20 protein-coding genes are annotated in these 25,146 nt (G+C 53.8%); all 20 read left to right on the forward strand.

The window, feature by feature from the left end:
• Positions 1-67 precede the first annotated feature (67 nt).
• Positions 68-529, forward strand: coding sequence for an ATP-binding protein (locus tag AC0YN0_RS01395; protein ID WP_475819686.1), 462 nt, complete (start codon positions 68-70; stop codon positions 527-529).
• A 19-nt stretch (positions 530-548) separates the two neighbouring features.
• Positions 549-896, forward strand: coding sequence for an STAS domain-containing protein (locus tag AC0YN0_RS01400; RefSeq protein ID WP_475819687.1), 348 nt, complete (start codon positions 549-551; stop codon positions 894-896).
• Positions 897-933: 37 nt separating this feature from the next.
• Positions 934-2,124 carry a PP2C family protein-serine/threonine phosphatase gene (locus tag AC0YN0_RS01405; protein ID WP_475819688.1) on the forward strand — a complete coding sequence of 397 codons (1,191 nt, stop codon included), beginning with the start codon at positions 934-936 and terminating at the stop codon, positions 2,122-2,124.
• Between the two features lie 29 nt (positions 2,125-2,153).
• Positions 2,154-4,301 carry an ATP-binding protein gene (locus tag AC0YN0_RS01410; RefSeq protein ID WP_475819689.1) on the forward strand — a complete coding sequence of 716 codons (2,148 nt, stop codon included), beginning with the start codon at positions 2,154-2,156 and terminating at the stop codon, positions 4,299-4,301.
• A gap of 186 nt (positions 4,302-4,487) precedes the next feature.
• A complete protein-coding gene (locus AC0YN0_RS01415; protein WP_442047914.1) occupies positions 4,488-5,066 on the forward strand; it encodes a Pvc16 family protein in 579 nt (192 codons plus the stop codon).
• A gap of 4 nt (positions 5,067-5,070) precedes the next feature.
• Positions 5,071-5,853 (forward strand): hypothetical protein, encoded by a 783-nt coding sequence (locus AC0YN0_RS01420; RefSeq protein WP_475819690.1) that lies wholly within the window; start codon positions 5,071-5,073, stop codon positions 5,851-5,853.
• 98 nt (positions 5,854-5,951) lie between these two features.
• The gene (locus AC0YN0_RS01425; RefSeq protein WP_475819691.1) at positions 5,952-7,661 is read left to right on the forward strand and encodes a phage tail sheath family protein; all 1,710 of its coding nucleotides are present in this window, start codon (positions 5,952-5,954) and stop codon (positions 7,659-7,661) included.
• 50 nt (positions 7,662-7,711) lie between these two features.
• The gene (locus AC0YN0_RS01430; protein ID WP_337099680.1) at positions 7,712-8,146 is read left to right on the forward strand and encodes a phage tail protein; all 435 of its coding nucleotides are present in this window, start codon (positions 7,712-7,714) and stop codon (positions 8,144-8,146) included.
• A gap of 373 nt (positions 8,147-8,519) precedes the next feature.
• Complete coding sequence (locus tag AC0YN0_RS01435; protein ID WP_442047911.1) at positions 8,520-8,900, forward strand: phage tail assembly protein; 381 nt, start codon at positions 8,520-8,522, stop codon at positions 8,898-8,900.
• Entirely contained in the window at positions 8,840-9,091 is a 252-nt protein-coding gene (locus AC0YN0_RS01440; protein ID WP_475819692.1) for a DUF6760 family protein, read from the forward strand. The genes AC0YN0_RS01435 and AC0YN0_RS01440 overlap by 61 nt, the downstream gene beginning before the upstream one ends.
• Positions 9,092-9,101: 10 nt before the next feature.
• Positions 9,102-9,560, forward strand: a complete 459-nt coding sequence (locus AC0YN0_RS01445; protein ID WP_337099678.1) for a phage tail protein — start codon at positions 9,102-9,104, stop codon at positions 9,558-9,560.
• Between the two features lie 47 nt (positions 9,561-9,607).
• Positions 9,608-12,838 carry a cell envelope integrity protein TolA gene (locus AC0YN0_RS01450; protein WP_475819693.1) on the forward strand — a complete coding sequence of 1,077 codons (3,231 nt, stop codon included), beginning with the start codon at positions 9,608-9,610 and terminating at the stop codon, positions 12,836-12,838.
• 26 nt (positions 12,839-12,864) lie between these two features.
• Positions 12,865-13,491 carry a CIS tube protein gene (locus AC0YN0_RS01455; protein WP_475819694.1) on the forward strand — a complete coding sequence of 209 codons (627 nt, stop codon included), beginning with the start codon at positions 12,865-12,867 and terminating at the stop codon, positions 13,489-13,491.
• 4 nt (positions 13,492-13,495) lie between these two features.
• Positions 13,496-14,581, forward strand: coding sequence for a phage late control D family protein (locus AC0YN0_RS01460; RefSeq protein WP_475819695.1), 1,086 nt, complete (start codon positions 13,496-13,498; stop codon positions 14,579-14,581).
• Positions 14,578-15,306 carry a phage baseplate assembly protein V gene (locus AC0YN0_RS01465; protein WP_442052146.1) on the forward strand — a complete coding sequence of 243 codons (729 nt, stop codon included), beginning with the start codon at positions 14,578-14,580 and terminating at the stop codon, positions 15,304-15,306. The genes AC0YN0_RS01460 and AC0YN0_RS01465 overlap by 4 nt, the downstream gene beginning before the upstream one ends.
• Positions 15,307-15,341: 35 nt before the next feature.
• The gene (locus AC0YN0_RS01470) at positions 15,342-15,743 is read left to right on the forward strand and encodes a GPW/gp25 family protein (RefSeq protein WP_307200548.1); all 402 of its coding nucleotides are present in this window, start codon (positions 15,342-15,344) and stop codon (positions 15,741-15,743) included.
• Positions 15,744-15,761: 18 nt separating this feature from the next.
• The gene (locus AC0YN0_RS01475) at positions 15,762-18,857 is read left to right on the forward strand and encodes a baseplate J/gp47 family protein (RefSeq protein WP_475819696.1); all 3,096 of its coding nucleotides are present in this window, start codon (positions 15,762-15,764) and stop codon (positions 18,855-18,857) included.
• A gap of 57 nt (positions 18,858-18,914) precedes the next feature.
• Complete coding sequence (locus tag AC0YN0_RS01480) at positions 18,915-21,194, forward strand: putative baseplate assembly protein (RefSeq protein WP_475819697.1); 2,280 nt, start codon at positions 18,915-18,917, stop codon at positions 21,192-21,194.
• 31 nt (positions 21,195-21,225) lie between these two features.
• The gene (locus AC0YN0_RS01485) at positions 21,226-23,337 is read left to right on the forward strand and encodes a phage tail protein (protein ID WP_475819698.1); all 2,112 of its coding nucleotides are present in this window, start codon (positions 21,226-21,228) and stop codon (positions 23,335-23,337) included.
• A 30-nt stretch (positions 23,338-23,367) separates the two neighbouring features.
• Entirely contained in the window at positions 23,368-25,038 is a 1,671-nt protein-coding gene (locus AC0YN0_RS01490; protein ID WP_475819699.1) for a hypothetical protein, read from the forward strand.
• The last annotated feature ends 108 nt before the right edge of the window (positions 25,039-25,146 follow it).

Here is a 25,146-nt window from a genome sequence, read left to right on the forward strand (position 1 = left end):
AAAAATATCGGCGAATTCCGGCATAGTGCTTTTGGCATATGACTTCATAGAAGTGTGGGGGGAATGGATGTTGAACGATCGGCAATATCCTATCGATCGCGAGATCAAGCTCTTGAACCGAATGGACGAGCTTGAGCGTTTGAATGAGCGCTTGGAAGAGATCGGCGCCGATGTAGGGTGGACGGCTCGCGCAGTGCTTGACTTGTCTCTGGCATGCGAGGAACTAGTAGTCAATATTGTCAACTACGGCTTCCCGTCAGGCGGGGAGCATAGTATTGCTGTCATCATCCAAGCCTCGCCCAGCAGCGTCGAAGTGAAGATTGAGGACGGGGGCATACCGTTCAATCCGCTTGAAAATTCCGATGCGAGCGCTTTGCTTGATCTGGAACTCGACGACCGGCCGATCGGCGGCCTTGGCATTTTTTTCGTAAAACGGTTAATGGACGATATTCACTATGAATATACCGGGGGGATAAACCGATTTCGGATGCGCAAGCAATTTCAGCCTATGGAAAGTCATAACGAATAAGAGCAATCGGGGGTAACGAATGATGAATCTAGCAGCGACGGAATGGAATGGCGTTACGATTCTTCCTTTTGAAGGAAGATTGGACGGGAACAATGCAACGGCGGCGGAACAAGCTTTTTTGCAATTGTTGTCTGAAGGAAAGCAAAGCTTTATATTCGATTTCAGCAATCTTCAATACATAAGCAGCGCAGGCTTGCGCGTCGTTCTCGTAGCGGCGAAGAAACTTCGGGCATCAAAAGGGAAGATGGTATGCGCGTGCTTGGGCGAGCAGGTATACGATGTGTTCGAAATGTCGGGATTTACGACAATCTTGGAAATAGCGGCTACGCGCGAGGAAGCGCTAGAAAAAATCGGGGCAGGCGCGTAATGGAAAGCTGGCGCGAGCTTGAAAGGCGGTAACAAAATTGTCTCAACTCGAATGGATAATCGGCGCAGCGGGTATTGGCGCAGCGGCTTATACGCTGGTTCGCAACCGCCGTCTCGCCGCGAAGCTGAAGCGGGCGGAAACCCTGTTCGATCTTAGTGCCGAGCTGCATGCGTCGCTGAACAAGCCAGAGCTGCTAAGCGCGGTGAACGAGGCGGCTAGACGTCTCGTATTGGCCGAAGAAGCGGCCGCCTTCTTCGAGGAGAACGGCGGTGCTTTGCAAGGCGCGGATGTCGTCACCATTCCGATGACGGCGCGGGGACGCAAGCTTGGCGTTCTGCAGGCTGCCGGAAAGAGCGGCGGCGCAGCGTTCAGCCACGACGATCGCGAGGCGCTTGCGAAGCTGGCAGGTCCGCTCGCGCTCGCGCTGGATAACGCAAGGCTGTACGAGGCGCTGGAGGAGTCGGTAAGCGAGCTGCAGCAGGCGACCGCGCTTACGGAGAGGCTCGAGAGCGAGCTGCAAATCGCCGGCAGCATTCAGCTTAGCTTCCTGCCTACGACGATGCCTTCGGCCAACGAGCCGTTCGACGTGTGCGCGCTGCTTAAGTCGGCGAAGGAGGTAGGAGGCGACTTCTATAACTTCTTCAAGATCGATGATGATCATCTTTTCTTCACGCTGGGGGATGTATCCGATAAGGGAATTCCGGCCGCGTTGTTCATGGCGATGACGCTTTCCTTGCTGAAAGGAAAGATGAATCCGAAGCTGTCGCCCGGCGAGCTGCTGGAGAAGGTGAACGACGAGTTATGTACGGATAATGCGCAGCTATTCGCAACGATCGTATGCGGCGTGCTGCAAATATCGACTGGTGATGTTGTGCTTAGCGATGGAGGGCATTGTACGCCTTATGTCGTGAAGGCGGATGGTACCGTTCAACCGATCAAGCTGCGCAAAGGCATTCCGCTAGGGTCGTTCCCGGAATTCGTCTATCACGATCAGACGATTCGTCTAGACAAAGGGGATCGCCTTATTGTATATACGGACGGCATTACGGAAGCGGAAAATGCGCTGCAAGAGCAATATACGGTTCATCGCCTGCAGCAGTTTTTGTCGCAAACCTCCGGTTATTCAAGCGCGGAGATTATCGACGCGCTGCTGATGGACGTATTCATGTTCGCGGACGGCGCTCCGCAGTCTGACGATATTGCCGTACTGTGCCTAATGCGCAGATAGCGCGATCATTTTGGAATTCGGAGATGGATATGACAAATTTTGCAGCCGTTTCGAAGGATATATATGAAGAGCTTGGCTTGCTCGAACAAGGAATGCGGTTATTGCTGGCTGATTTCGAGAGCAAGGAGATTGACGGTCAAGCTCCTTATTCGATGCGCGGGTTAATGATAACGCCATCCGATATCGAGCGTACGCTAGAGGAGACGGAGCATCGTCTGGAGGACGATGCTCTTGCTGCGTTCAGGGCATACCGATTGCAATGGGAGGCGGAGCGCGATGCCGCTGGAGAAACGGACGACTCCCCGCTCGCGCGCATGTCGCATCAGCTTGGCTTGTCTGCGTGGGAGCGGCGCTGTGTCCTATTGTGCTTAGCTCCGGAGCTCGACATCAGATACGAGAGCTGGTTCGGCTATTTGAACGATGACGTGACGCTTCGTGTTCCGACAGCCATGCTTGCGCTGCGCTTGCTATGCGATTCGGAGGAGGAGCGCGACACGGCGCGCGCTTATTTGGCAGGCTCCTCGCCGCTAAGACGGTTTCTGCTAAAAAACGAGACTGTCGGCGAGCGCAGCTCCTTAAAGCTTCCGCTGCGTCTTGATCCCCGCGTCGTAAGTTTCCTGCTTCATACGGAGGCATTGGACAGCCGGATTGCGGCAGTCGCCGTAAAGTATGACGAGCGGCAGGCCGCGCCGGGACTTCTGTATGATGAGCGGCTGCAGGTCAGCTTGCAGCTTGCCGTGAATCAAGAGCGTGCCAATGGCGGAGCAAGACTTCCTTTCATGCAGATAGTCGGACCTTCAGGAGCAGGCAAAAAGCTGCATGCACGACATGCAGCCGAAGCTTCCGGTCAGCCGCTGCTCGTTGTTGCATTGGATAAGCTGGACAGTGAGGCAGATAAGCGAAGCGAGCAGCTTCGCCATATTGTGCGCGAAGCGCTGATATCCGGCGCTATGCTCGGGCTTACTGAAGGGATGGCCGGCGACACGCTGCTAGAGTCGTATAAAAGCAGCCTGGATGCGGCCATTGTCGAATATGCGGGAGCATCGCCGTTCCCTGTCGTCATCTGGCTGGCGCGGCGCGAACGTCGCGGCGCACAGCTTCCTCTGCCTGCGGAAGCCTCGTTATTATCATTCACTATTTCTGTACCAGACGCCGAACAACGATTGAAATTATGGGAGCTTGGGAGCTCCGATTGGGACGATCCTTCCCTCTATGAGCAGCTGGCCGACAAATATGCGTTCACGGCTGGGCAAATAGAAGGAACCAGGCGGCAGGCTGCCTTGCTTGCCTCCTTGCAAGGACGAAGCAGTGCCGATCTGAACGATTATGCAGCAGCTTCGAGATCGCAGGTCCAGCATCGCTTGAGCGAGCTTGCGGAGAAGCGTGCGCCTAGCCGTTCCTGGAGCGATCTCGTGCTCCCGGAAGAGCCGCTGGCGCTGCTGACAGAGGCGTGCAACCGCTATAAGTTCAATGAAACGGTGCTTAATCGGTGGGGCTTCGGGAGCAAGCTTCCTTACGGACGAGGACTCGCCTTGTTGTTCGCCGGGCCTCCAGGCACGGGGAAAACGATGGCTGCAGAGGTTGTCGCGCGCGAGCTGGGACTTGAGCTCTACCGAATCGATCTATCTCGCGTTGTGAGCAAATATATCGGCGAGACAGAGAAGAACTTACGCGAGTTATTCGAAGAAGCAGAGAACAGCGGGTCTATTCTTTTTTTTGACGAGGGAGATTCATTGTTCGGCAAACGTACGGAGGTCAAGGATTCTAATGACCGATATGCGAATATGGAGGCCGCTTTCCTGCTTCAGCGGATCGAATCTTTTGATGGCGTTACCATTCTGGCGACGAATCTGCTGCAAAATATGGATGAAGCTTTCCTGCGCCGAATGGGCGTCATCGTGAAGTTCCCGTTCCCGGACAGCGCCGAGCGTGAGCGGCTGTTCCGCTCCATGCTGCCCGCGGAGGCGCCGCTTGATTCCGATCTCGACTTTCCGTTTCTTGCGTCTGCAGTGGATGTTGCGGGCGGTCATATCAAGAACATTGTGCTTGCCGCCGCCTACATGGCAGCAACTGAGCAAAGCGCGATCGCAATGCGCCATATGATTCGAGCTTCCAGACAGGAATTTCACAAGATGGGCAAGATCGTGGTGAAGGGCTTATTCGACCCGTATGCATGAAATTTCGCCAAATCTAGCGAAATTAGGATATGAACCGCGACTAATAGATCAGATTGCTTGTTTTTTTGACATAAAATGAGTAGTTTTTCGTAGTCAATTAATGGCAGAAAAGCTATAATAGATTTGGAGTCGAAATAGGTCAAAAGCCTATGTCAGCACTGTGTAAGGAAAGAGAGGGGAATGGCAGTGGCCGGTTATACAGTTATCGCGGATTTGGGCGCAAGCATGCTTCGTTTGCTGCGCGACAATCTAACGCCGGACCCCGTGCCGCGCACCGATCTGATTGGCATTGCATCTCCGCGTGATGCGGGCGATCTTAATTTGTCGTTATTTCTGTTCAACGTGAAGGAAAATGGCGAAGCACGTCGCACGGGCATGCAGGATCGTGGAAGCACGCTACAATATCCGCCGCAATCGCTAGATTTCTATTTTCTGATGACAGCGCATTCGAATGCGGATCGTTTGACCAAATCGCTTGACGAGCATCGCATATTAGGACGAGCTATGCAGGTGCTTTACGACAATTCCGTGCTCCGCAGTCCCTATCTCGAAGGATCGCTTGCCGAGAGCGCAGAGACGATTCGGCTGTCGCTTGTGAGCATGGAGAGCGAAGAACTGCTTAAACTGTGGCAATTCGGAGATTTGCCTTATAAGCTGTCGGTTGTGTATCGCGTCGGTCCGGTCATGCTGGATTCCACTCGCGTGAAGTCGGTTTCGCGTGTCGTCGAGCGCCATATTGTGCTCGAAGAGAAGGGCGGTGGCTAGCGGAATGTCGCAGCTCAGAGATACGCTCGTTACGCGATGCTCGCTCGTTGTCTCTCCGGTCGATGTATGGACGAGGAGAGTGCCCGGCGGCATTACCGTATCGCTTGAGGGCATCGCCCGCAAGCCCGTTCGCAAATCGGACGGCACCTATTTGTTTCTAGACGTCCCAATGGGTGTCTATGCGCTCACTGTCAAGTCGCCGATGTTCATGCCGTACAGTGAACAGATTGATCTGTCGGCGCTGCCTCCGCTTGCTCCTGTCGTAACCGTACCGTTACTGCCTGGGTCTGGCTATGCCTATCCTGCGGCGGCAACGGCTGTAAGGGTCAGAATTGTGAATGAGGCTGGAAAGCCGATTCCGCACGCTGACATCGAAGCGTATGCGACAGAGGATGCTGCAGCCAGGGCAAGAGTTGCCCAGGACGGGCTGAAGGCTGGCGACAGCCGGGTAGCTGCGGGTTCGTTCAAGGGCAAGACGTTCGCAGGGGAATGCTTGCTTCTGCGCGATATGGAGAACGAACAACTCCTTCGTGTCGCAGAGATGCTTCCGGGCGATGTGCTTAGATTCGAACGTCCGTTAGCTCATAGCTTCCGAAGAGGCGCGCAGCTAATGCCTGCTATCGTTACGCGAAGCGGGCTGGACGGGACGGTGCTGCTGCCGTTTCGAGGCTCGTTGCCGGGACAGTTTGCCGTCAAGGCAACGGTGAAAGCCGGAGGGAAGGCCGTTATTGCCGAGCTGCAAGCAACGGCCGGGGAAGTTGCGAAGCTGAGCACCATTGTGCTGTAGTTGCACCTTTCCCGAATGAATTTGGTCTTGGGGCTGACTATGGCCATAGAAGCCGAACGTCACCTAATACATAAATAGATTCAGAGAGGAGATCATTCATGGCTGAGTACTTATCGCCAGGCGTTTACGTGGAGGAATTTGAAAGTGGCTCCAAGCCGCTCGAGGGAGTGAGCACAAGCACGGCGGGCTTTATCGGTCTTGCGTCACGCGGACCCGTCGAGGGCTTGCCGCAGCTTATTACAAGCCCTGCAGATTTCCAGCGCGTCTACGGCTCTTATTTGTCCGAGAATGCATTTGGTTCTTATCGTTACCTGGCTTATGCGGTTAATCAGTTTTTCACAAACGGAGGTTCCCGCTGCTTTATCGCACGCGTTGCACCTTCGGATGCGGCTGCAGCTTCCAATAGCGAGCAAGCAGGTGTACTGTCCGTTTCCGCCAAAAACCCGGGGGCTTGGGGCAATCAGCTCCGTCTTGTAGCCGTTCCGGCAAGCAAAGCTAAGACGCCAATCTTCGAGGCTGCTGAAGGCAATCGTTACCGCGTGAAAAACGCAGCCGGCTTCTATGCAGGCGATGTGGTCGTGTACACGAACGGTTCGGAGAAGCAATACAGCCGCATCGTATCCGTGCATGATCAAGTGATTGAGCTCGCTGATTCGCTGAAGGGCGAAGTGGTGGATACGGCGCTTGTTCCGTCCAAATGGCTGAGCACAGCTGAATTCACGCTTTCGGTAAGCTATGGCTCTGAAGTTGAGACGTATGAGAAGGTATCGCTTAACCCTGAAGCTCCTAACTATGTGGAGAAAGCGGCAGGCCGCTCCGTGCTGGTTCATATCGCCGTTCAATCGGTTTCCGAGGGCAGCGTATCCCCGTTCGAGCAACTGGCTGGCGCAGATGCCGATTCTTATGAAATTACGCTTTCCGGCGGCAGCGACGGCACGGCTGCAAGCTTGTCCGCAGGCGACTTTATCGGCGAAGATTTTGGCCCGGGCAAGAGAACGGGTATCCAAGCTTTCATCGATAACGACGTTGTCAGCATTATGGCGATTCCAGGCGTAACTGATCCGAACGTGCAATTGTCGCTCGTGGCGCATTGCGAGTTGCTCGGCAGCCGGTTCGCGATCCTCGATCTTCCGCGCGAAGTGACGAAGGTACAGGACGTTTTGGCTCACCGCGATCTATTCGATTCGAGCTACTGCGCATTGTACAATCCATGGCTTCAAGTGTTTGATCCGCTCGACAAACGCAATATTTTCATCCCTCCTTCCGGTACGATTGCAGGGGTATACTCCCGTTCCGACTCTACTCGCGGCGTACAGAAGGCTCCGGCCAACGAAACGCTTCGCGGCGTAGTCGGCATTGACGTGCAATACAACAACGGCGAACAGGATATTCTTAACCCTGCGGGCGTTAACCTGATCCGTTCGTTCACGGGACAAGGCATCCGCGTATGGGGTGCGAGAACTTGCTCGTCGAACACGCTTTGGAAATACATCAACGTTCGTCGCTTGTTCATCTTCCTCGAAAGTTCGATTAAGAACGGCTCCAACTGGGTCGTATTTGAACCGAATACCGAGCAGCTATGGGCACGCGTACAGCGGACGATTGAAGCTTTCTTGATGCGCGTATGGCGTGACGGAGCGCTGTCGGGTACAAGCCCGTCCGAAGCTTTCTATATCAATATCGGCCGCTCGACAATGACGCAAGACGACATTGACAACGGCAGATTGGTTTGCGTAATCGGCGTTGCGCCTGTCAAACCGGCAGAGTTCGTCGTATTCCGCATTACTCAACGCACGGGCTCGGAATAGGAATAGCATTTGCATTTAGCTTCCATATCGAATAACGGAAGGGGATAACCATGGCAGGAGATCGTATTGATCCATATCGCAATTATAGATTTATTGTTGAAATCGAAGGTCTGGAAGAGGCCGGATTCAGCGAGGTTTCCGGATTTGAAGCGACTTTCGACGTTATTGAATACCGCGAGGGCAACGAGGTTATTACCCCGCGCAAGCTTCCAGGCTTGGTGAAGTACGGCAACATTACGCTCAAATGGGGCGCTACGGAATCGATGGAGCTGTATGAATGGATTCAAGAGTGCATCGAGGGTACGGTTGAGCGTAAGACGATTACGATTACCGCGGTTGACGAGGAAGGCGAGGAAACGGCTAGCTGGAACGTTATCGAGGCATGGCCGGTTAAGTACACGGCGCCTACCTTCAACGGTCTTGGCAACGAAGTAGCAATCGAGCTGCTGGAATTCGCGCATGAAGGTTTGACGCGCACGGCTTAATACACGCGTGATGCAACGGAACAAGAGGCGGCAGTAGGCGGTTATCGGCTTACTCCTCTCTTGTTTTCCGCTTTATTTTTGCAACTGTCAAACTTTGTAGGGAGCAGGGAGATTGCAAATGAGGCTCTCGTTGCAGAAGCTGCAATTGAATTGGGAATAGAGCTTGCTTTCGAATGTCATGGTTGCAGATTATGCAACGGATGGATGAGAAAGTGGCACATAAGGAACAGAGAGTGGTCAATCAGTTGCAAAATGTGCAATGGCATTCGTCTTAAGGTGAGCAGGATGACGAATCCGTTGCAGATTATGCAACAGGATTTATAAAGCAAGTCCTTAGGCATACATCAATAGATGGTATTGGAGTGATAGAAGGATGGCGTTTCAAACCGAATACGAATTTGAGCTTCCGCGCGGCTATGTCGACGAGCATGGCAACCTTCACCGCCGCGGCGTCATGAGGCTGGCAACCGCAGCCGACGAAATATTGCCGATGAAGGATCCGCGCGTGCAATCCAATCCAAGCTACTTGACCGTTATTTTGATGGCAAGGGTAGTAACGAAGCTGGGCGACCTTAGACATATCGATACGAGGCTCGTTGAGAAGCTGTTCACGGCCGATCTCGCTTATTTGCAGAACCTGTATCGCCAAATTAACGATCTGGAAGCGCCAAAAGTGGCGGCAGCATGTCCGAAATGCGATCACGAGTTCGAGGTGGCTGTCGATTTTTTGTCCTTAACAGAGGCCCTCTCCTAAATTATCCGGTTGACCGGTTATATGAGGAGGTAGGCTTCGTCGCTTATTATTTCCATTGGTCGCATGACGAGATTATGAATATGGAGCATGCAGAGCGTCGCCGCTGGTGCGATGAAATTTCGAGAATTAACCGGAAAATGAACGAGGATACGGACAAGCCGAACGTGTTCGACGTTTTCGGAAAGAGGTGACGCTTACTTTATGGCAGCGATGGAAGGCAAGGAAAACGATCGGCTGTTCACGGTGGCAAGCAGCTTTAACTTCTGGGTGGAGCTGGACGGCGTATTCGTAGCCGGGTTCACCGAGGTGTCGGGACTGGAAGCCGAGACAGAAATCGAGGAGTACCGCGAAGGCGGCGTGAACGGGTACGTTCATAAGCTGCCAAAAGGCGTACGGTATCCGAATCTCGTATTGCGCCGCGGCGTTACGAAGTCTCCGGTGCTGTGGAACTGGTATGAGAGCTCGATCGATGGTCCGATTACACGCAAGACGGGAGCGATTGTACTCCAAAACGCCGACGGGAAAGAGTTTGGCCGGTGGAGCTTTTTTGACGGATATCCGGTCAGATGGTCGGGGCCACAGCTTAATGCGAGTACGAGCGACGTTGCATTCGAGTCTATCGAAATTGCTCATACCGGCTTATATGGCGGATTTAACTAGGACCACGTGAATCGATCAAGCAGAATGAAAGAAGGAGGATGCCAGAAGTGAAAAGGACGACGAACCGGGCCAGCGATACGAAGCAGCAACCGACATCGGTTCAGTCTTTTGCCGGAGGCATCTTAAATAAGTACAAACAAAAGCAAGGAAAAAGCCAATTTGGCGGATTATCATTATCGCATAAAAAAAACAGCTTGGGCGAACCTTCGGTCGTACAGCAGAGGGTGCATGTGCAGGTCATTGCGCCGAAGGATACGACGAAGCAGCCGAAACCGAAAAAGGATGCGGCGGCAAGCGCTGCGCCTCGGATAGAACGCGTTATTGAACGTGAGAAAGTAACGGTAGAGAAGCAAACCGTCATTTATAGAGACGTACAGCGCATCATTAAGGAACATCGGACCGTGAGGGAAATTGCAGTGACTCAGCCTGCCGTCACCTTGCAAGGGCGAGATCAAGCTGATCTTAACAAAGCTGAAAAGGCTGCTGGCCTTATGGGCAGTAAGAGTAGTACAGGCAGTATGAGTAGTACTAGTAGTACGAGCGGTGCTGGCGGATTGAGCAGCACAGTCCATACAAAGACGGAAAGTATACAAGTTACCCAAATCGGAAAGAAAGCCGAATCGCCGGGCATTCCAGCGAGTGAACGTAAGCTGCAGGCGGGAACGGATTTTCATAAATGGATTCAAGCTAGAAGCAAAGAACCTATTACGATTCAATCGGCTCGCCGGTTGGAAAGCTTACAGAAGCCGATTGTGAAAGAGCGGGTTAAGTTGAAGAGCTCCGTATTGAATTATAGAAGCGGCCGTGAGGCTGCTCCACTTCAACTGACGAATGCAAGGAGCAGTCGGCTGCGCAGCTCAGACGGTAAGATGCATGCTGCCGATGTCAGTCGCGTAGCCCGTGACGTTCAGACGAAGCAGAGCGAGGCGAAGGCGTCCGAGCGAATGAAGCAAGCGGAGCAGAGTGAGATGAAGAAGTCTAAGCGTGCGAAGCAAGCGCAGCAGAGTGAGGCGAAGACGTCAGAGCGTGCGAAGCAAGCGGAGCAGAGTGAGGCGAAGGCGTCAGAGCGTGCGAAGCAAGCGGAGCAGAGTGAGGCGAAGACGTCTAAGCGGGCGAAGCAAGCGGAGCAGAGTGAGGCGAAGACGTCTAAGCGGGCGAAGCAAGCGGAGCAGAGTGAGGCGAAGGCGTCGGTGCGAGTGAAGCAAGCGGAGCAGAGCGAGGCGAAGGCGTCAGAGCGTGCGAAGCAAGCGGAGCAGAGCGAGGCGAAGACGTCGGAGCGAGTGAAGCAAGCGGAGCAGAGTGAGGCGAAGGCTTCCGAGCGAGTGAAGCAAGCGGAGCAGGCAGAGCTGGATGATGCTAAGTCGGCAACAAATGCTGTTCAAGGCAGGTTGTCCGGAAAAGGAAAACCCGGTCCGGCGGCGAAGCTGGAGCATTTGGCAAAGAAGAACAGCCCGGAAGAAGCGGAGCAGGTCAGTAAAGTTGAGACGCAATCAACGGGTGCTAAGCCTGTTGCAGTCAGCGATGCTGGGAGAACGACCGGTGCTGCGGCAAGCACGTCAAAATTGCCGCAACCTAGGAGCGAACGAGCTGTCGGCCAGCTTAAGCTGATGACGAGCCGAGGTGAAATGTCGGTGACGTATAATCAGCTTCCGGGGCAGCTGCGTCTGCTTAAGCAGCATACGACTTGGTTCGAGGCTAAGCCGCAATCAACAGCAACGCAGATAGAACCAAATAAACGGGTGCTGCCTGCCATTGCTGCGAAGCGGCTCGTGCATCGCGAGAAAGAACCGAAGGGCGAAGCCAATGAACAAGCAGGCGCGACAAGGGGTTCCGTAACGGACCTGCAACGCTCACTCCCTGCTTCTGAAGCTGCCAAGCCGCAAGCTGCTCGATCGCAGGGACAGCCGATAGCTTCGATTAAGACAGGCGCCGCTGTCCAAGGCGGGGCTGGATGGAATGTTTTACTTGCGGGCGCGAGACAGCAACCGCAATCAGTTGTGCGCACGAATTCGTTAGCCCATCTTATTAACTCTCGTATGAGTAGGCGGCATTCAGCCGATGCGCCGCAACAACCGCCTTCAAGCAGATCGAGGGGGACGGTTATAAAGAACGGAGCACCCGTGCAAGGGAACGTGCGATTGGTGCTGCGACAATCGCTGGGGAAACAAGTTATACAGGCAAGTACAACTAAGTCTTCAGAACAGCCCAAGGAACTTAGCCAGCGACTTCAGGATAACGTGACATCTTCACCAGCTTCCGTGCCAGTAACAACAAGCGAAGCATCACAACGGAGTACACCGCTGCAGTTGTCGCGTGGAAGCAAGCAGTCGAGTCATTCTTCTACCGTTAAGCTGATTCATCAATCGCCCAATGCGTCACCGTCACTGGCGGCGACGATTCATAGACGGCTTGCGGGGGCACCGCCCGTTCAACCGGATCATTCCATTACTGCCCAGCGGAGAACGAGCGCTGGCGCGAAGAAGAAACCGCAAGGCCAAAAGACTAATAATGTCGCCGCAACGGTGGCCAAGCAAACGAGCGCAGGTTCGGGCAGCTTCATTTCGTCCGCGCTGAAGACGCCAATAGTCGACTTGGTCGGAAGACGCAGCGCAGTTGTGAGATCGGACGAAGACGTACAAGGGCAATCAGAGCAAGTCCGAAACGGACAAGCTAGGTCTGCAGCTTTGTCTTCGCAGCCAACGTCCGCTGGGGTGATGGCCGCTCTTAAAACAAGTACGACACATCGTCTTATTCGCAACATACAGCAAAGAACAGCTCCGCAGACAAGCCACAGCTTATCATCTGTGAAGAGTGCTGCTATGACTGTGCAGCGTGCCGGAAGCAGTTTCGTGCCGTTATCGCTGCAATCGGTGCTCAAGCAGGCTGCGGAACAGCAGGCTTTTACACAATCGGGCAGCCAAACGCAGCAAGCAGCTCAAAGGTCAGCAACAACGGCTGCACCGGGCTCAAGCCCTTTGCGGTTGCGCTTTGCTGCTCGCTCAGCGGCATCGGCCGGAGCAGTGAGCGGAACAGCCTCGCCGGGCACATACGCCTCGGCTGCCGCAATGCCGCAGCTTGCGCATCATCAACGCAAGCAAGCGGCGCAGAAGGAGCCGGAGCGTCATGTTCAGGTGGAAGCGCCGAAGGAGCTTGATCCCGAGAAGCTGCAGAAGATGATCATGAAGATTCCGCAGCTTCGTCCCGAGGCGATAGCGGATCAAGTATACAAAGCGCTGGAGCGCAAGATGAAGCTGGAGCAGCGCAGGCGCGGCTTTTAGAAGAGTAGAAGAGGGGGCAGCGGATTATGGCCTTAAGCAAAGCGCAGTTTTGGATCTATTGGCATGAACGGACGCAAACGATAGACGTGATGTTCAACCCGACGGAATACGAGCTAGAGGTAGGTAATCAATATTCGGAGAATGATGTGCCCGGTCTTCAAAGGCCTATCTCGCAATTTGTCGGCGGCGATGCTTCTACCTTGACGCTTAGTCTGTTCTTCGATACTTACGAGCTCGGCACGGACGTTAGGGAGATTACTTCCGCCATTGTAGGCATGATGGACGTTGATTCCGATCTTCATGCGCCCCCGACTTGCCGATTCGTATGGGGCTCGCTTGACTTCAAAGGTGTCGTCACTTCCATATCGCAAAGATACACGATGTTTCTGGAATCGGGCGTGCCGGTAAGAGCAACGCTCGGCTTGTCCATGAAGAGCAGCCAAACGATGAAGGAGCAGTACCAGGAAATTCCGCGGCAATCAGCTGACCGGACGAAGCTGAAGACGATTAAGCTGGGCGATCAGCTATGGTCGATTGCAGCAGACGAATATGAGGATCCAGGCGCATGGCGGCATATCGCCGAGGCTAACGGCATCGATAATCCACGCTTGCTTGCAGCTGGTAAAAGTTTAACTATTCCAAGATTGGAGTGAGCGTATGCCGGCCAACACCTTTGATTCGCTAGAGACCAAATACGGTGGTTTTACTGCGCCTGAAGCCGACATCCTCATTGATGGGCAATTAATTAGACTTTTGGATATGGCATTGGAATGGGTCGACGTGGAGCAGACGACCGATGCGCAGGCGGACGTTGCCAGATTCTGCATCGCGAACGCCTTCAAATGGCAGGACAACGTCATGCAATGGGTCGGGACGACGATTGCCGTAGGGAAACTGCTTCAGGTAAAGCTTGGTTATGCGGACAAAAAAGGGCTCGTATTTGACGGTGTGATTACGGGCTATAACGTCGAGTATGGCTCGAACATGAACCCTAAGATCATCGTAGTCGCGATGGACCGCTCTTTCATGATGATGAAGTCGTCGCATTCCAAAGTGTGGTCGCAATCGAAGGACAGCGATATCGTTCAGCAAATTGCCGGCGAATACGGACTATCGACCGATATTGATGCGACGACCGTTAAGAAGAATACCATTGAACAGATCGGCGTGAGCGATTACCACTTTATTCGCTCGCTCGCGATGGATAACGACCGGCATTTTTATGTGACGGCGTCCAAGCTTTATTTTAAAAAACCAAAAACGTCGGGAGATCCAATCATTACACTGCAATATGGCAAAAGCTTGCTGGAGTTCACGCTTCAGGTTGATGCATCCAGCCAAGTAGCAGAGGTGAAGGTCAGAGGTTACGATGTGGACAAAATGGAGCCGATCGAAGCTTCTGCGAAGACGATAACGAAGATCGGCACGATGGAGAAGGCGGGGCCGAGCGTCGCGGCGCAACTCTCTGCGAAAAAAATCGAGATCGTATACACGCAAGCGACTTCACAGGATGAGGCTACGGCTCTTGCCAAGGCGATGCTGGAGAGACTGTCGCGCGAGCTTGTCAGCGGACATGGGAGCTGCATAGGCTTCCCGGAGCTTAAGCCGGGCGAGCTTATCAAGTTCGACGGGTTAGGCGGAGCGAAGCTCAATCATACGGCGAGATTGACGAAGGTGTCACATAAGATGGATTCGGACAACGGCTACATTGTTCATTTCGAAACGGAGGGGAATGCCATATGAGCTCGAACTTTACAGGTTTTTTCGATTCGCACCAGCGCTCTATGCCTTCTGAGCAATTATCCGGCGTCTTGAACGCGATCGTCAGCGATAACAAAGACCCTGAGAAATTAGGCCGCGTAAAGGTTAGATTTCCGCTTCGGGAGGGGCAACTGCAGACCGATTGGATTCGGATTGCGTCGTTGATGGGCGGTAACGATATGGGTACGTTGTTCGTCCCGGAAGTCAACGACGAGGTGCTGGTCGCCTTTCTAATGGGCAGACTCGATCAGCCGGTAGTCATCGGAACGCTGTGGAGCAAGAAAGCTCCCCCTCCGGCTGGCAAAGAGAAAAACGATGTTCGCAAGATCAAGACGCGAAGCGGGCACGAAATTACTTTTGACGATAACAGTACAGACGGAAGCATTACGATCAAGACGAGCAAGGGCCATAGCATTGAAATGGACGACAAGGGCAAGAAGGTATCGATTACGATGCAGAACACGCAACAATCGATCGTGCTGGACAGCACCGCGAACAAAGTCACGGTGAAGAGCGGCGATACGGCGAAGCTCGAGATGACTTCGCAAGGCGATGTGACGATGACGGGCGCGAAGTCGCTGACGCTTAAGGGAGCGCAAGTGAAGGTAGAGGCCGATGCCTCGCTGACTCTGCAGTCGAACGGGATGATGGAAGTGAAGACGAATGGCATTCTGACGCTCAAGGGCTCTATGGTCAAGATCAACTAGCCGCTTAGTTCAAACGGAAGAGGGGGAGTGCTGGAATGTCGGCTTCTTTTTTGGGAAAAGGATGGAAGTTTCCTGTGCAGGTGGATGCCACGACAGGCCGCATTTTGATGGCCGATGCCGAGGAGGATATAGCGGAAGCGATTCGAATTATTATTCGCACCTCGAAGGGGGAGCGGCTAATGCGGCCGGATTTCGGCTGCGGACTGCGAGAGTTCGTTTTCGGCACGACAGACGAAACGTCATTGCGGCTCATATCAAGCGAAGTTACGGATGCAATTCGGATATGGGAGCCCAGGGTGAAGGATATCGAGGTGAAAGCGCAGCTTGATCCTCAGCATACCGGGCGTGTGCTGCTGACGGTATCGTATGCGGTGCGGTCAACGAACAATTTGTTTAATCAGGTCTATCCTTTTTATCTCGAGGAAGGCACGAAATAACGGGAGCGAAGCGATGCGATGAAGCATGGAGGAAGAACGGGCGGCGGCCTTCGTCCGCCAAGCATTAATGCGAACAATGTTGCCTCTTTCATGGCTAGATTGAAAGAGATGGCTCCTCACTATACGCCGGAATGGCGGTTCTCGCCGGAAGATCCGGATGCGGGTACAGGCTTGGCTTATTTAACGTCGGAGATGCTGCAGGATACGGTGGAGCGGCTTAATCAAGCGCCTCTGAACCATTTTCTGGCTTTCCTTGATCTGATTCAAGTGAAGCTGCAGCCGCCGCGTCCGTCACTTGCGACCGTTGTATTCGGGCTCAGCGAGGGCGCCGTGAATCCCGTCTATCTGCCGGCAGGACTGGCGCTTACCGCGCCGAATCCAGAAGGCGGCGAGCCGCTGGTGTTCGAGACGGAGAAGACGCTGCTGGCAACGCCTGCCAAGCTGCAGGAATGGATTAACGTCCTTCCGGCGAAGGATCGGATTGTGACTTCCGCCGAGAAGTACAGCCAAAGCATAGAAGCGGGAATCGTACCGGAGGTGCGTTTGTTCGATACCGATTATAAGGTGAACGAACAGGAGCATTCGATGTATATCCGTCATGACGATTTGTTTCTTGTCGATCGTCCTAATCGCTTCTATCTGAACGTGCATCATTCGGAGAAACGTTATTCGGAGCCGGAGCTGGCCGCTTCCCTCGCTTCCGATCTTGTTGAGTGGACGTATCCGAGCAATGGCGAGTGGGTGAAGTTCGATGAGGCCACTGCTGCCGGTCAAACGATTATTTTGTATAAAAAGCAGGCAGGCAAGCTTGAAGTAACGGAGTATCAAGGCATTAAGGGGCGCTGGATACGTTGTACGGTGAAGCAACTGCCGGATGCGGCTTCGCCGCTGCTCGAGAAGCATTTGGAGATGGACAAGCTGCGTATTCGCGCGGCGCATGATGCACATCGCGATACGGAAGGCATTAAGCCGAGCGCATTGTATTTCAATGATACCGAGGTGCCGGCAGACGGCTTCTATCCGTTCGGCGAGCATTTCGTACCTTATTCTGTGTTTTACTTGTCATGCGAGGAGGCGTTCACGAAGCGCAAGAGCCATGTAAAGCTAAGCTTTACGGCCAAGCTGTCGGCTAATCGTCTTCGCATGGCCCAAGACCCCGAGGTCAAGTGGAAAATGGTCATGAGAACCTATGATTTCGAGGAGAAAGACCCGCCGAGAATTCATATTCGCAAAGTGCAGTGGGAATATTGGGACGGCGTGAATTGGGCCCGGCTTCCCGGCAGCGAGCAGTTCGGAACCTTATTCGAGGAGCTGCCGGAGCAAGAGGAGAGAAGGTTTGCCGTTGAATTCGAATGCCCTGAAGATATAGCGCAGACGTTCGTCAACGGCTCATACGATTATTGGCTGCGCGCGCGCGTACTGCAGACCGATCCGATTATTGCGCCGGTCGTAGAGTATATGTCGCCGTGGCTGTCTTCACCTGCATTTACATATGCACAGCCTTCGCAGGCGTTATTCATGCCTGACAGTCTGTATACGAGAAGCAATATCGAAGTGAGAGACCGCACGCAGGAGGCGAGAGCGGGAGGAGCAGCGTATAAACTGTTCGAACCGCCTGCAACAAAGCAGCCTACCGTGTATGCTTCATTCGATACAGCACCGACGAAAGGGCCGCTGCGGACACGCTTCGAGCTTGATCGTCCATTCGCAGGCCGCAATCAGCCACCTTGGGTCGAATGGGAAGCGTTATGCGCGCAGAACGGCAGGCTCGTCTGGCTGCCTGTGAAGACAACGGACGGCACGGATGGTTTTACATCGAGCGGAGAGCTGCAATGGGTAGGACCGCAGACGATGGTGCAAGCAAGCTTGTTCGGACGCGAGCGGTTCTGGCTGCGGGCGATTAATCGCGACGGCTGCATGGACGGAACTTATCCGCAACTGCCGGTTGCTAGCCGCATTGATATGAATGCGGTGACAGCCAGGCAGCAGGTCAGTCAGGAGAGAGAGCTTGCCATTCCGCTTGACGGATTCGTACAGCTGACACAGACCGCTTTCATCGACGAAGAAGTATGGGTGGATGAGGTTGAGAGATATACGGCGCTCGAACAGGAAAGATTGCTGGAAACCGAAAGCTCGGCGTACGCTGCTCAGCGCGACGGCGAAGGCGAGATCCAGCGCTTCTGGGTACGCTGGCAGGCCGCTGCCTCGCTGGCCGAATCGGGGCCGGACGATAGACATTATGTGACGAATCATGCAGGAGGCACGCTGCAATTCGGCGATGGGGTACACGGACGCTTGCCTTCCTCGCAGGAGTCGGAGACGGTCAGAATTCGCTTCAAGACGACTGCCGGAGCTGGCGGTCATGTAGCGGCAGACCAAATTACAGGTATGCAGCTTCCGATCGCCTTCATCCGAAGCGTAACGAATCCCGCGCCATCGATTGGCGGCGGCGATGCGGAGCGTATCGAGCAGGTGGTTGCCCGCGGACCGCAGCAGCTTAAGCATCGGGGACGCGCAGTTACGACGAAGGACGTCGAATGGATTGCCCGCGAGGCGTATCCGCAGATTGCGAAGGTGAAGTGCTTAAGCAATCGGGACGCTTTGCTTAAGCGAACTCCCGGCGCTATTACGGTTGTTGCTTTCCCTGCGGGCGGGCTTGCCGGTACGGCACAATTTCCGGAGCTCAAGAAGACGGTGGAGCGTGAGCTTATTCGCAAAGCTTCCAATCTTGTATCGCTGGGCGGTGCAATTCGTGTCATCGAGCCGGCTTACCTGGAGATATCGGTGCATGCCACCGTTGCGGCGGAATCAGTGGATGAGCTGCTGCCGCTGGAGCTGGCTTCTGCTGCTAAGCTGGATGCGTTCCTTGATTCCATTACGGGCAATGCGGACGGCCAAGGCTGGAATATCGGCGAAGCGCTTCATATTTCGGTGCTTCATTCATTGCTTCATTCGGTAAGGTCGCTGCTCTACATAGAACGATTGTATTTACATGTCATCAAGATTGAGAACGGCGTGCGCACAGAGTGGGATCCCGCGCGAATGGGCGAGGTCATCCATGGCATTGTCGTTAACGGGCATCATCAGATTACGGCAATCCCTGCCCCTCATTAAGATCAAAATTGGACTGTTTGAACAACCGCTTAAAACTGCAAGGAAAGGAGGCATCCTATGCTGCCTAGATTGCCGCTGGACGATCGGAGCTTCGCCGAGATCGTCCAGCATTCCAGACGACTGATACCGAAACGCGTTCCTGAATGGACCGATGAGAACGCGCATGATCCAGGCATGACCTTCCTTGAATTATTCGCATGGTTGACCGAGATGCAGCGTTATTTCATAAGCCGCGTTCCGGACAAAAACCGTCGTAAGTTTCTAGACTTGCTGGGCGTTGCGCCGGCAGATACGCAATCGGCAGAAGCGCTAATTCAGTTCACGAACGTAACTGAGCAAACGACGTTGCCGCGTGGAACGAAGCTCATGGCGGAAGACCAAATGTTCGAGACGGATACGACGGTTAAGCTCGTTCCGCTGTCGCTTGACCGGATCGTTACAAGAACGGAACGGGAAGCGAATGATGTGACAGCATCCAATATACATTCGGATGTCGTCTACTACGCTTTCGGCGCCGATGCGAAGCAATCATCCAAATTATACATATCGTTCGACCGAGAACTCATTTCCGGCGAGCAAATCACGCTCAATATAGAGCTCATGCAACCTGGGAATGAAGGACAGGAGAGGCATGCGTCAGAGCTCCTTGATCCGCTGCTTGCAGCTTCCGTGATTACACCTTCCTCCAGGCTGTCCTGGAAAATATACGGTTATGACGAAGCAACGGAGACGGCGGCTTGGCTTCCGCTGGACATCGTGCGCGACGAGACGCTGCATTTGACGCTAAGCGGTAAAATGACGTTCCGCGTCGGAGCGCCAATGCGTGCGGTAACGGTTCATCCGGCAAGCGATCGTGCGCGTTATTGGATATGCTGCACGCTTGAGGAGTCGGGTTACGAGATGCCTCCGCGCATACGCCAGCTGATGCTTCATACTACGATCGCGGTTCAACGGGATACGCTGTGCGAGGTGATCGACTTGCCTTTCCACGGCGGGGAGCAAACGTCGATCGTGAGCGATACCTACTTATCCGTGTTCGGGAAAATCCGCGTGCAAGTGCAAAATATTGATTTTTCATGGACGTATTGGCAGGAAGAAGAGACGTCGGACATGAAGAATGACCATCTGACGAAACAACGTTCGAAGCTGTATTCGGTGAAGCGAAGCCCCGGCAAAGATTATTTGGAAGTTCATTTTGGCGGCAGCGTAGACGGCGTGATGCCGGAGGCAGGCCAAATGATTCGGATTATCGCAAGTATGCCGAAGTTCGATCTGCTGCGATTAGTCGGTCGAAGCAATGGACTTCCCGGCCAATCATTCGACTTATATGACGTCCCATGCAAAAAAAAGGACGCCATTAAGCTGCAAGTTGGAGAGAGCGAAGCAACTGGAGAATTGAAATGGTTTGACTGGACGCGGGTTGACGATTTCGATCACTCAGGACCCGGCGATCGCCATTATGTATATGATCCGGCCGGAAGACGAATCTACTTCGGTAACGGTGAGCGCGGCGCTATTCCAGCGTCTTGCTTGGAAGAAAATATTTGCTTGATCGGCTGCGAGCTTGGCGGCGGCGAACGAGGCAATGTGAAGTCCGGTCTTATAACGGAATGGGTATGCAACGTGCAAGCCGAAAACGGAATTAAGGTTGACAATCCATTCTATGCTGCGGGCGGCTCGGAGGCGGAGACGCTTGCTGAGACGCTGCAGCGCGCCCAGACGGAGCTGAAGCGTACGTTCCGCGCTGTAACCGATGAGGATTACGAGACGATCGCCCGCGAGACGCCGGGTGCGGCAGTTGCCAGAGTACAGGCGATTCCGCTGTACAGACCTGGACTTGCCGATTATCCGAGAGAGCGGGCTGCCGGGCAAGTATCGGTTGTCGTTGTGCCTTACAGCTTAAGCGAGACGCCGACGCCAAGCGCCGGTTTCTTGCAAACGGTACGGAAGCATATCGATTCGCGGAGGCTGATCACGACCGAGGTACATGTTATTCCTCCCGTCTATATCAAAGTGACCGTTCATGCGGTCGTTGTTGTTGAACCGCAATTCATCGATGAAGGCGAGCGGCTCGTAGAGCAGCTAAGGCGGCTGCTGCGGCCGCTTGACGGAGACGATGGCTCACCGGGCTGGACATTCGGCAGAGCGGTGTATAAGGGTGATATTTATAATGCGCTTAGCGGAAGCAACGGCGTTTTGTTCATACAAGATTTGTGGCTGGATGCGGAAGGCGCCCATGTGAAGAAGAGCGCGGGAGGCGATCTGATCCTGCCGCCTCATGGCCTTGTATTCTCGGGCAGTCATGAAATTGAGCTGATAAGCAGCACGCATCTATGATGTCGTACCGCGGACGGCAGCAAAGGAGGGGATGAGTCTGAACGGACTTGATCGTTATTTCTCGATTAATCGCGAGGAAGATTGGCGGCGCGGAACCACATACAATTTGGAGTCGCGCACGGCAGGCTTCGGAGTGCGAAGAGATAATAAGTACGGGATTGCCGGTGTTCTTCAGCTAAGCGAGCTAGATGGAACGGGAACGATTCGCGAGATTGCGATCGGCGAGCATGATCGGTTGTACTTGCTTGATGAACGGGCCGATCTATGGATCTATGATCGCAGAAACATGGACCATAAGCGGCTGTTTACGCAAGGACATGGCTTATTCAGCGCCGATGCGAGGCTCGCGGCCTCCGGCGACCTGCTGTTCGCAGCCGACCGCTCTGGCGATTTAACGCTTGCGGCTTATCATACGGATACGGGCCAGACGTTGTGGTCCCGTGCCGGCCAGCAAGCGGACGGTATGCCGCTTTATCCAATCGCGATCGCTTCGGATAAGCGCTACATCTATGTGCTGACACCGCTTGAGATCGATGTGAGCGGCGATGAGCCAGCGGTGCCCGAGGGGGGCAAGCTGGGGGTAATGCTGTTCACGCATAGCGGCGCTTTGACCGGTGTATGGAGCGATCCAAGCTTCACGCAGCGGGTGCGGGCTAAGCTGAAGCATTTGAACCGGACTTTCTTTATGTCGCTGTCCCCGAGCGGGAAGCTGTACATTTTCGACACGCTGTTCGCTAAGCTGTATGCCTTTACTAACATCGGTAATCTAGCAGAGAAGAGAGATCTTCCCTCGCTCCCTTATGCGGGATTATGTATCGATAGCTCTGGTATGCTCTATATCGGCGACTCGAGACAGATGGATCAGGAAAGCGAGGATGACCGATTTATCGTCAGGCTCGATGCAGCCGGTCAACCAATAGGGAAAATTACGAGCTTCCGAGGCAAAGCCGATCAACTGCTTATCGACGGCAGAGACCGCATGTTCATTCTGAACGGCGACGAGGGCGTTGTGACGATGCTTAATCTGCAGCCCCAGACGCTGGCGATGGAAGAGACGGGAGTACCTGAGGGTGTGTGGTTATCGCGCGCTTACGACAGTGCGGAAGCCGATACGACATGGCATAAAATGACGCTTGATGCGTTCATTCCCGACGGTACGCAGTTAAGGGTGTCCTACTTCACGTTGAACGAGGAGAGCTGTCTCATTAACGGAGCGTATCGCAAGGTCGACGATTGGCTGGCTGATACGTCGTTATCGTATCGAGACAAGCTGAACGCGCTTGCGCCTTACTGGTCGCCGCCAGTCATTAATCCGAAGGATTCGCTGTTTTTTGGTGCCAAGGGACGATATTTATGGATTAAGATCGAATGGATCGGGACGGAGAGGCATTCGCCTTTGCTCCAGACAATGCGGCTTTATTTTCCGCGTGAGACGTATTTATCGTATTTGCCGGCGGTATATCAGGAGGACCCTGCTAGCCGCGACTTTCTAGAGCGTTACTTATCTTTATTCGGCACACTGTTCTCCGAGGTAGAGAGCGAAATTAACGGTTTGTCTGACTATCTCGATCCGGAGCTGGCGACAGGCGAGCATCTCAGGTGGCTGTCGTCCTGGCTTGGCCTGGAAACCGACGACTATTGGACCGATGGACAGGTGGAAGCATTCATCAAAGCCGCGCCGGAGCTGTACCGATACCGAGGTACAAGGCAGGGGCTAATGAAGACGATCGAAATTTACACGGGACAGTCGCCGCTTATTATTGAATATTTCCAGACGAAGGGCATGCGCGACAATGCAGAGCTTAGGGAGCTTACGGATAAGCTGTACGATGGCGATCCATACACTTTCACCGTTCTGCTTCGGCCAGAACAAGCTCCTAACGAGAAACAGCGCGTTGTCATCGAGCAGTTAATTGAGGAGCAGAAGCCGGCCTATACGGAAGCGAAGCTTGTGATGCTTCAGCCGTGGATGTACTTGGACCTTCATACTTACCTTGGCATCAACACCGTGCTGACGGAGCCGTCGCTCATGACGCTGAACCCTAACCGCACGATGCCTAACGATACGTTGATCGTCGATGTCGGCATGGAGAAGCGAATAGACATACATACTCGCCTTGAGATGGATTCAGAGCTTGAATAATAGATGAAGTTCGTGAAGGAGTGGGAATTGATGAAAAAATCGAGATTGTATCCATTTGAGAGAAATCGGTATTTTTACGGCAAGCTGCTGACGGTGCGCGACTTTGAATCGGAGCAAAAGTATTTTAACGACAAAAGAAGATTGTTGAATCGCCTGCTGTACGGAAGCGGCGTATTGTCGGGCATGCAGGTTGTCGCCGTTGATGACAAGACGATTTCGGTCGAGATGGGCGTAGCGATCGACTATATCGGCCGCGAGCTCGTCATTCCTTCCCCGGTAACGTTAAAGCTGTCGATGATTGAAGGCTTCACCAACAATGAGTATAAGAAAAACGTATATCTATGCGTCTCATACGATGAGAAGGGCAAAGAGCCGGTTCATTCCGTCGGCAACTCGGCGATTCGTTCCGATGAAGTGAGCGAATACAATCGCGTGCTGGAGTCATACCGCTTGTTTATCGTAGAAGAGGCGCCGGCGCCATCCTCCTTCGAATTCGTTCGTTTGCTGGAGAACGTGACGACGATTTATGAGGATGTAGGCGTTCGTATTACGCAGCGCATGCCGAAATATGTTAACCCGGGCGAGGTTGTCGAGGTTAAGCTCGTCGTTGAGAAGACGCTCCAAACGCCGCGCATTGCTTTCCAATACGACTATGATGCGGTTGGCTTCACTACGGTAGGCCATGACGGGCAAAACGTATCGTTCGCAGAGCCGGGCGACGCGCAGGAAACGGAATATACGGTCAGCTTCCATGTGAAGGCGCCGCTTGAAGCGGGAGGTTCTGCTTCGCTTACTGTGCCAAATTCGGCTGCAAAGCTGACGATCGGAGATTCGGTCATTCCGCTCGATTCCAATGCGAAACATGTGATTGAAGTGCTGGAGGAGCCGGTAGCGGAGCGCATTCTGAAGGACTGGCATGAGCGCAGCCTGGAAGAGGCTGTCGAGGGCTCGGCGGATCAAAGCATTTGTCTAGCGAAGATCAGCCTGCTTCAGATGGGACCGACCTATATGATCGAGAAGGTCGACCGTGTTCCTTACGGCGAATACATCGAGAGCACCTCTCTGCTGCAAAGGCTTTCCCAGACTTCGCGCGCTTCGTCGCTGCATAAGTTCTATGCAAGCGCGGAAACGGAAGATTTGGAGTATGGGGCCAAACCTTCCTTGGATGTGCAATATCATCCGGATCGCAACGAGTTCGACTTTAAGCTCGGCATTCCGCGTCCGCAGCACTTGTATGACGAGATTGCAACCGGCACAATGGAAGTATTGCTGGAGTCGATTGGCAAGTCGGGAGGTTTCTTCTTCTCTCGGGGCAAGAAGAACTACGTCTCCGACGAGATCAACCATGGACTTGGCGAAGGCCAAGTATCGGTCGTCGTAGGACTGGAAGAAGTTGAGCGTTCTGTGGCGGGCGATGTGAACGCTACGCAGAAACGGATCTACTACGGTCAAAGCGACGTGTTCAAGGGAACGGAATTCGAACCGGACATTCCGAACGTATCGCTCGGAACGATCGTTTATCCCGAGAAAGGAACGTTCCGCATCGGCATGAAGCTGCAGGGTGATATGGAGTCTACCGCATCGGTTATTGCCGTACGCTGGTGGGCGTTCAAGAGCCTCGGCGCAGCTCCTCAGCAGAGCGAGCTAGACAATGATTCATTAACGGATGCAATGGCCGAGGCGGCTGCTTCGGAGGAATAAACGGTCATCAGGCCGCGAGTTTACGCTTCGAATGAAGCGTTATCTCGCGGCTTTTTTTGATAGATTATAGGCTCTTGGAGCACGTCCGGAGTGTCTTGTAAGAGCGTA

It is taken from the genome of Paenibacillus sp. J22P218 (assembly GCF_056269195.1).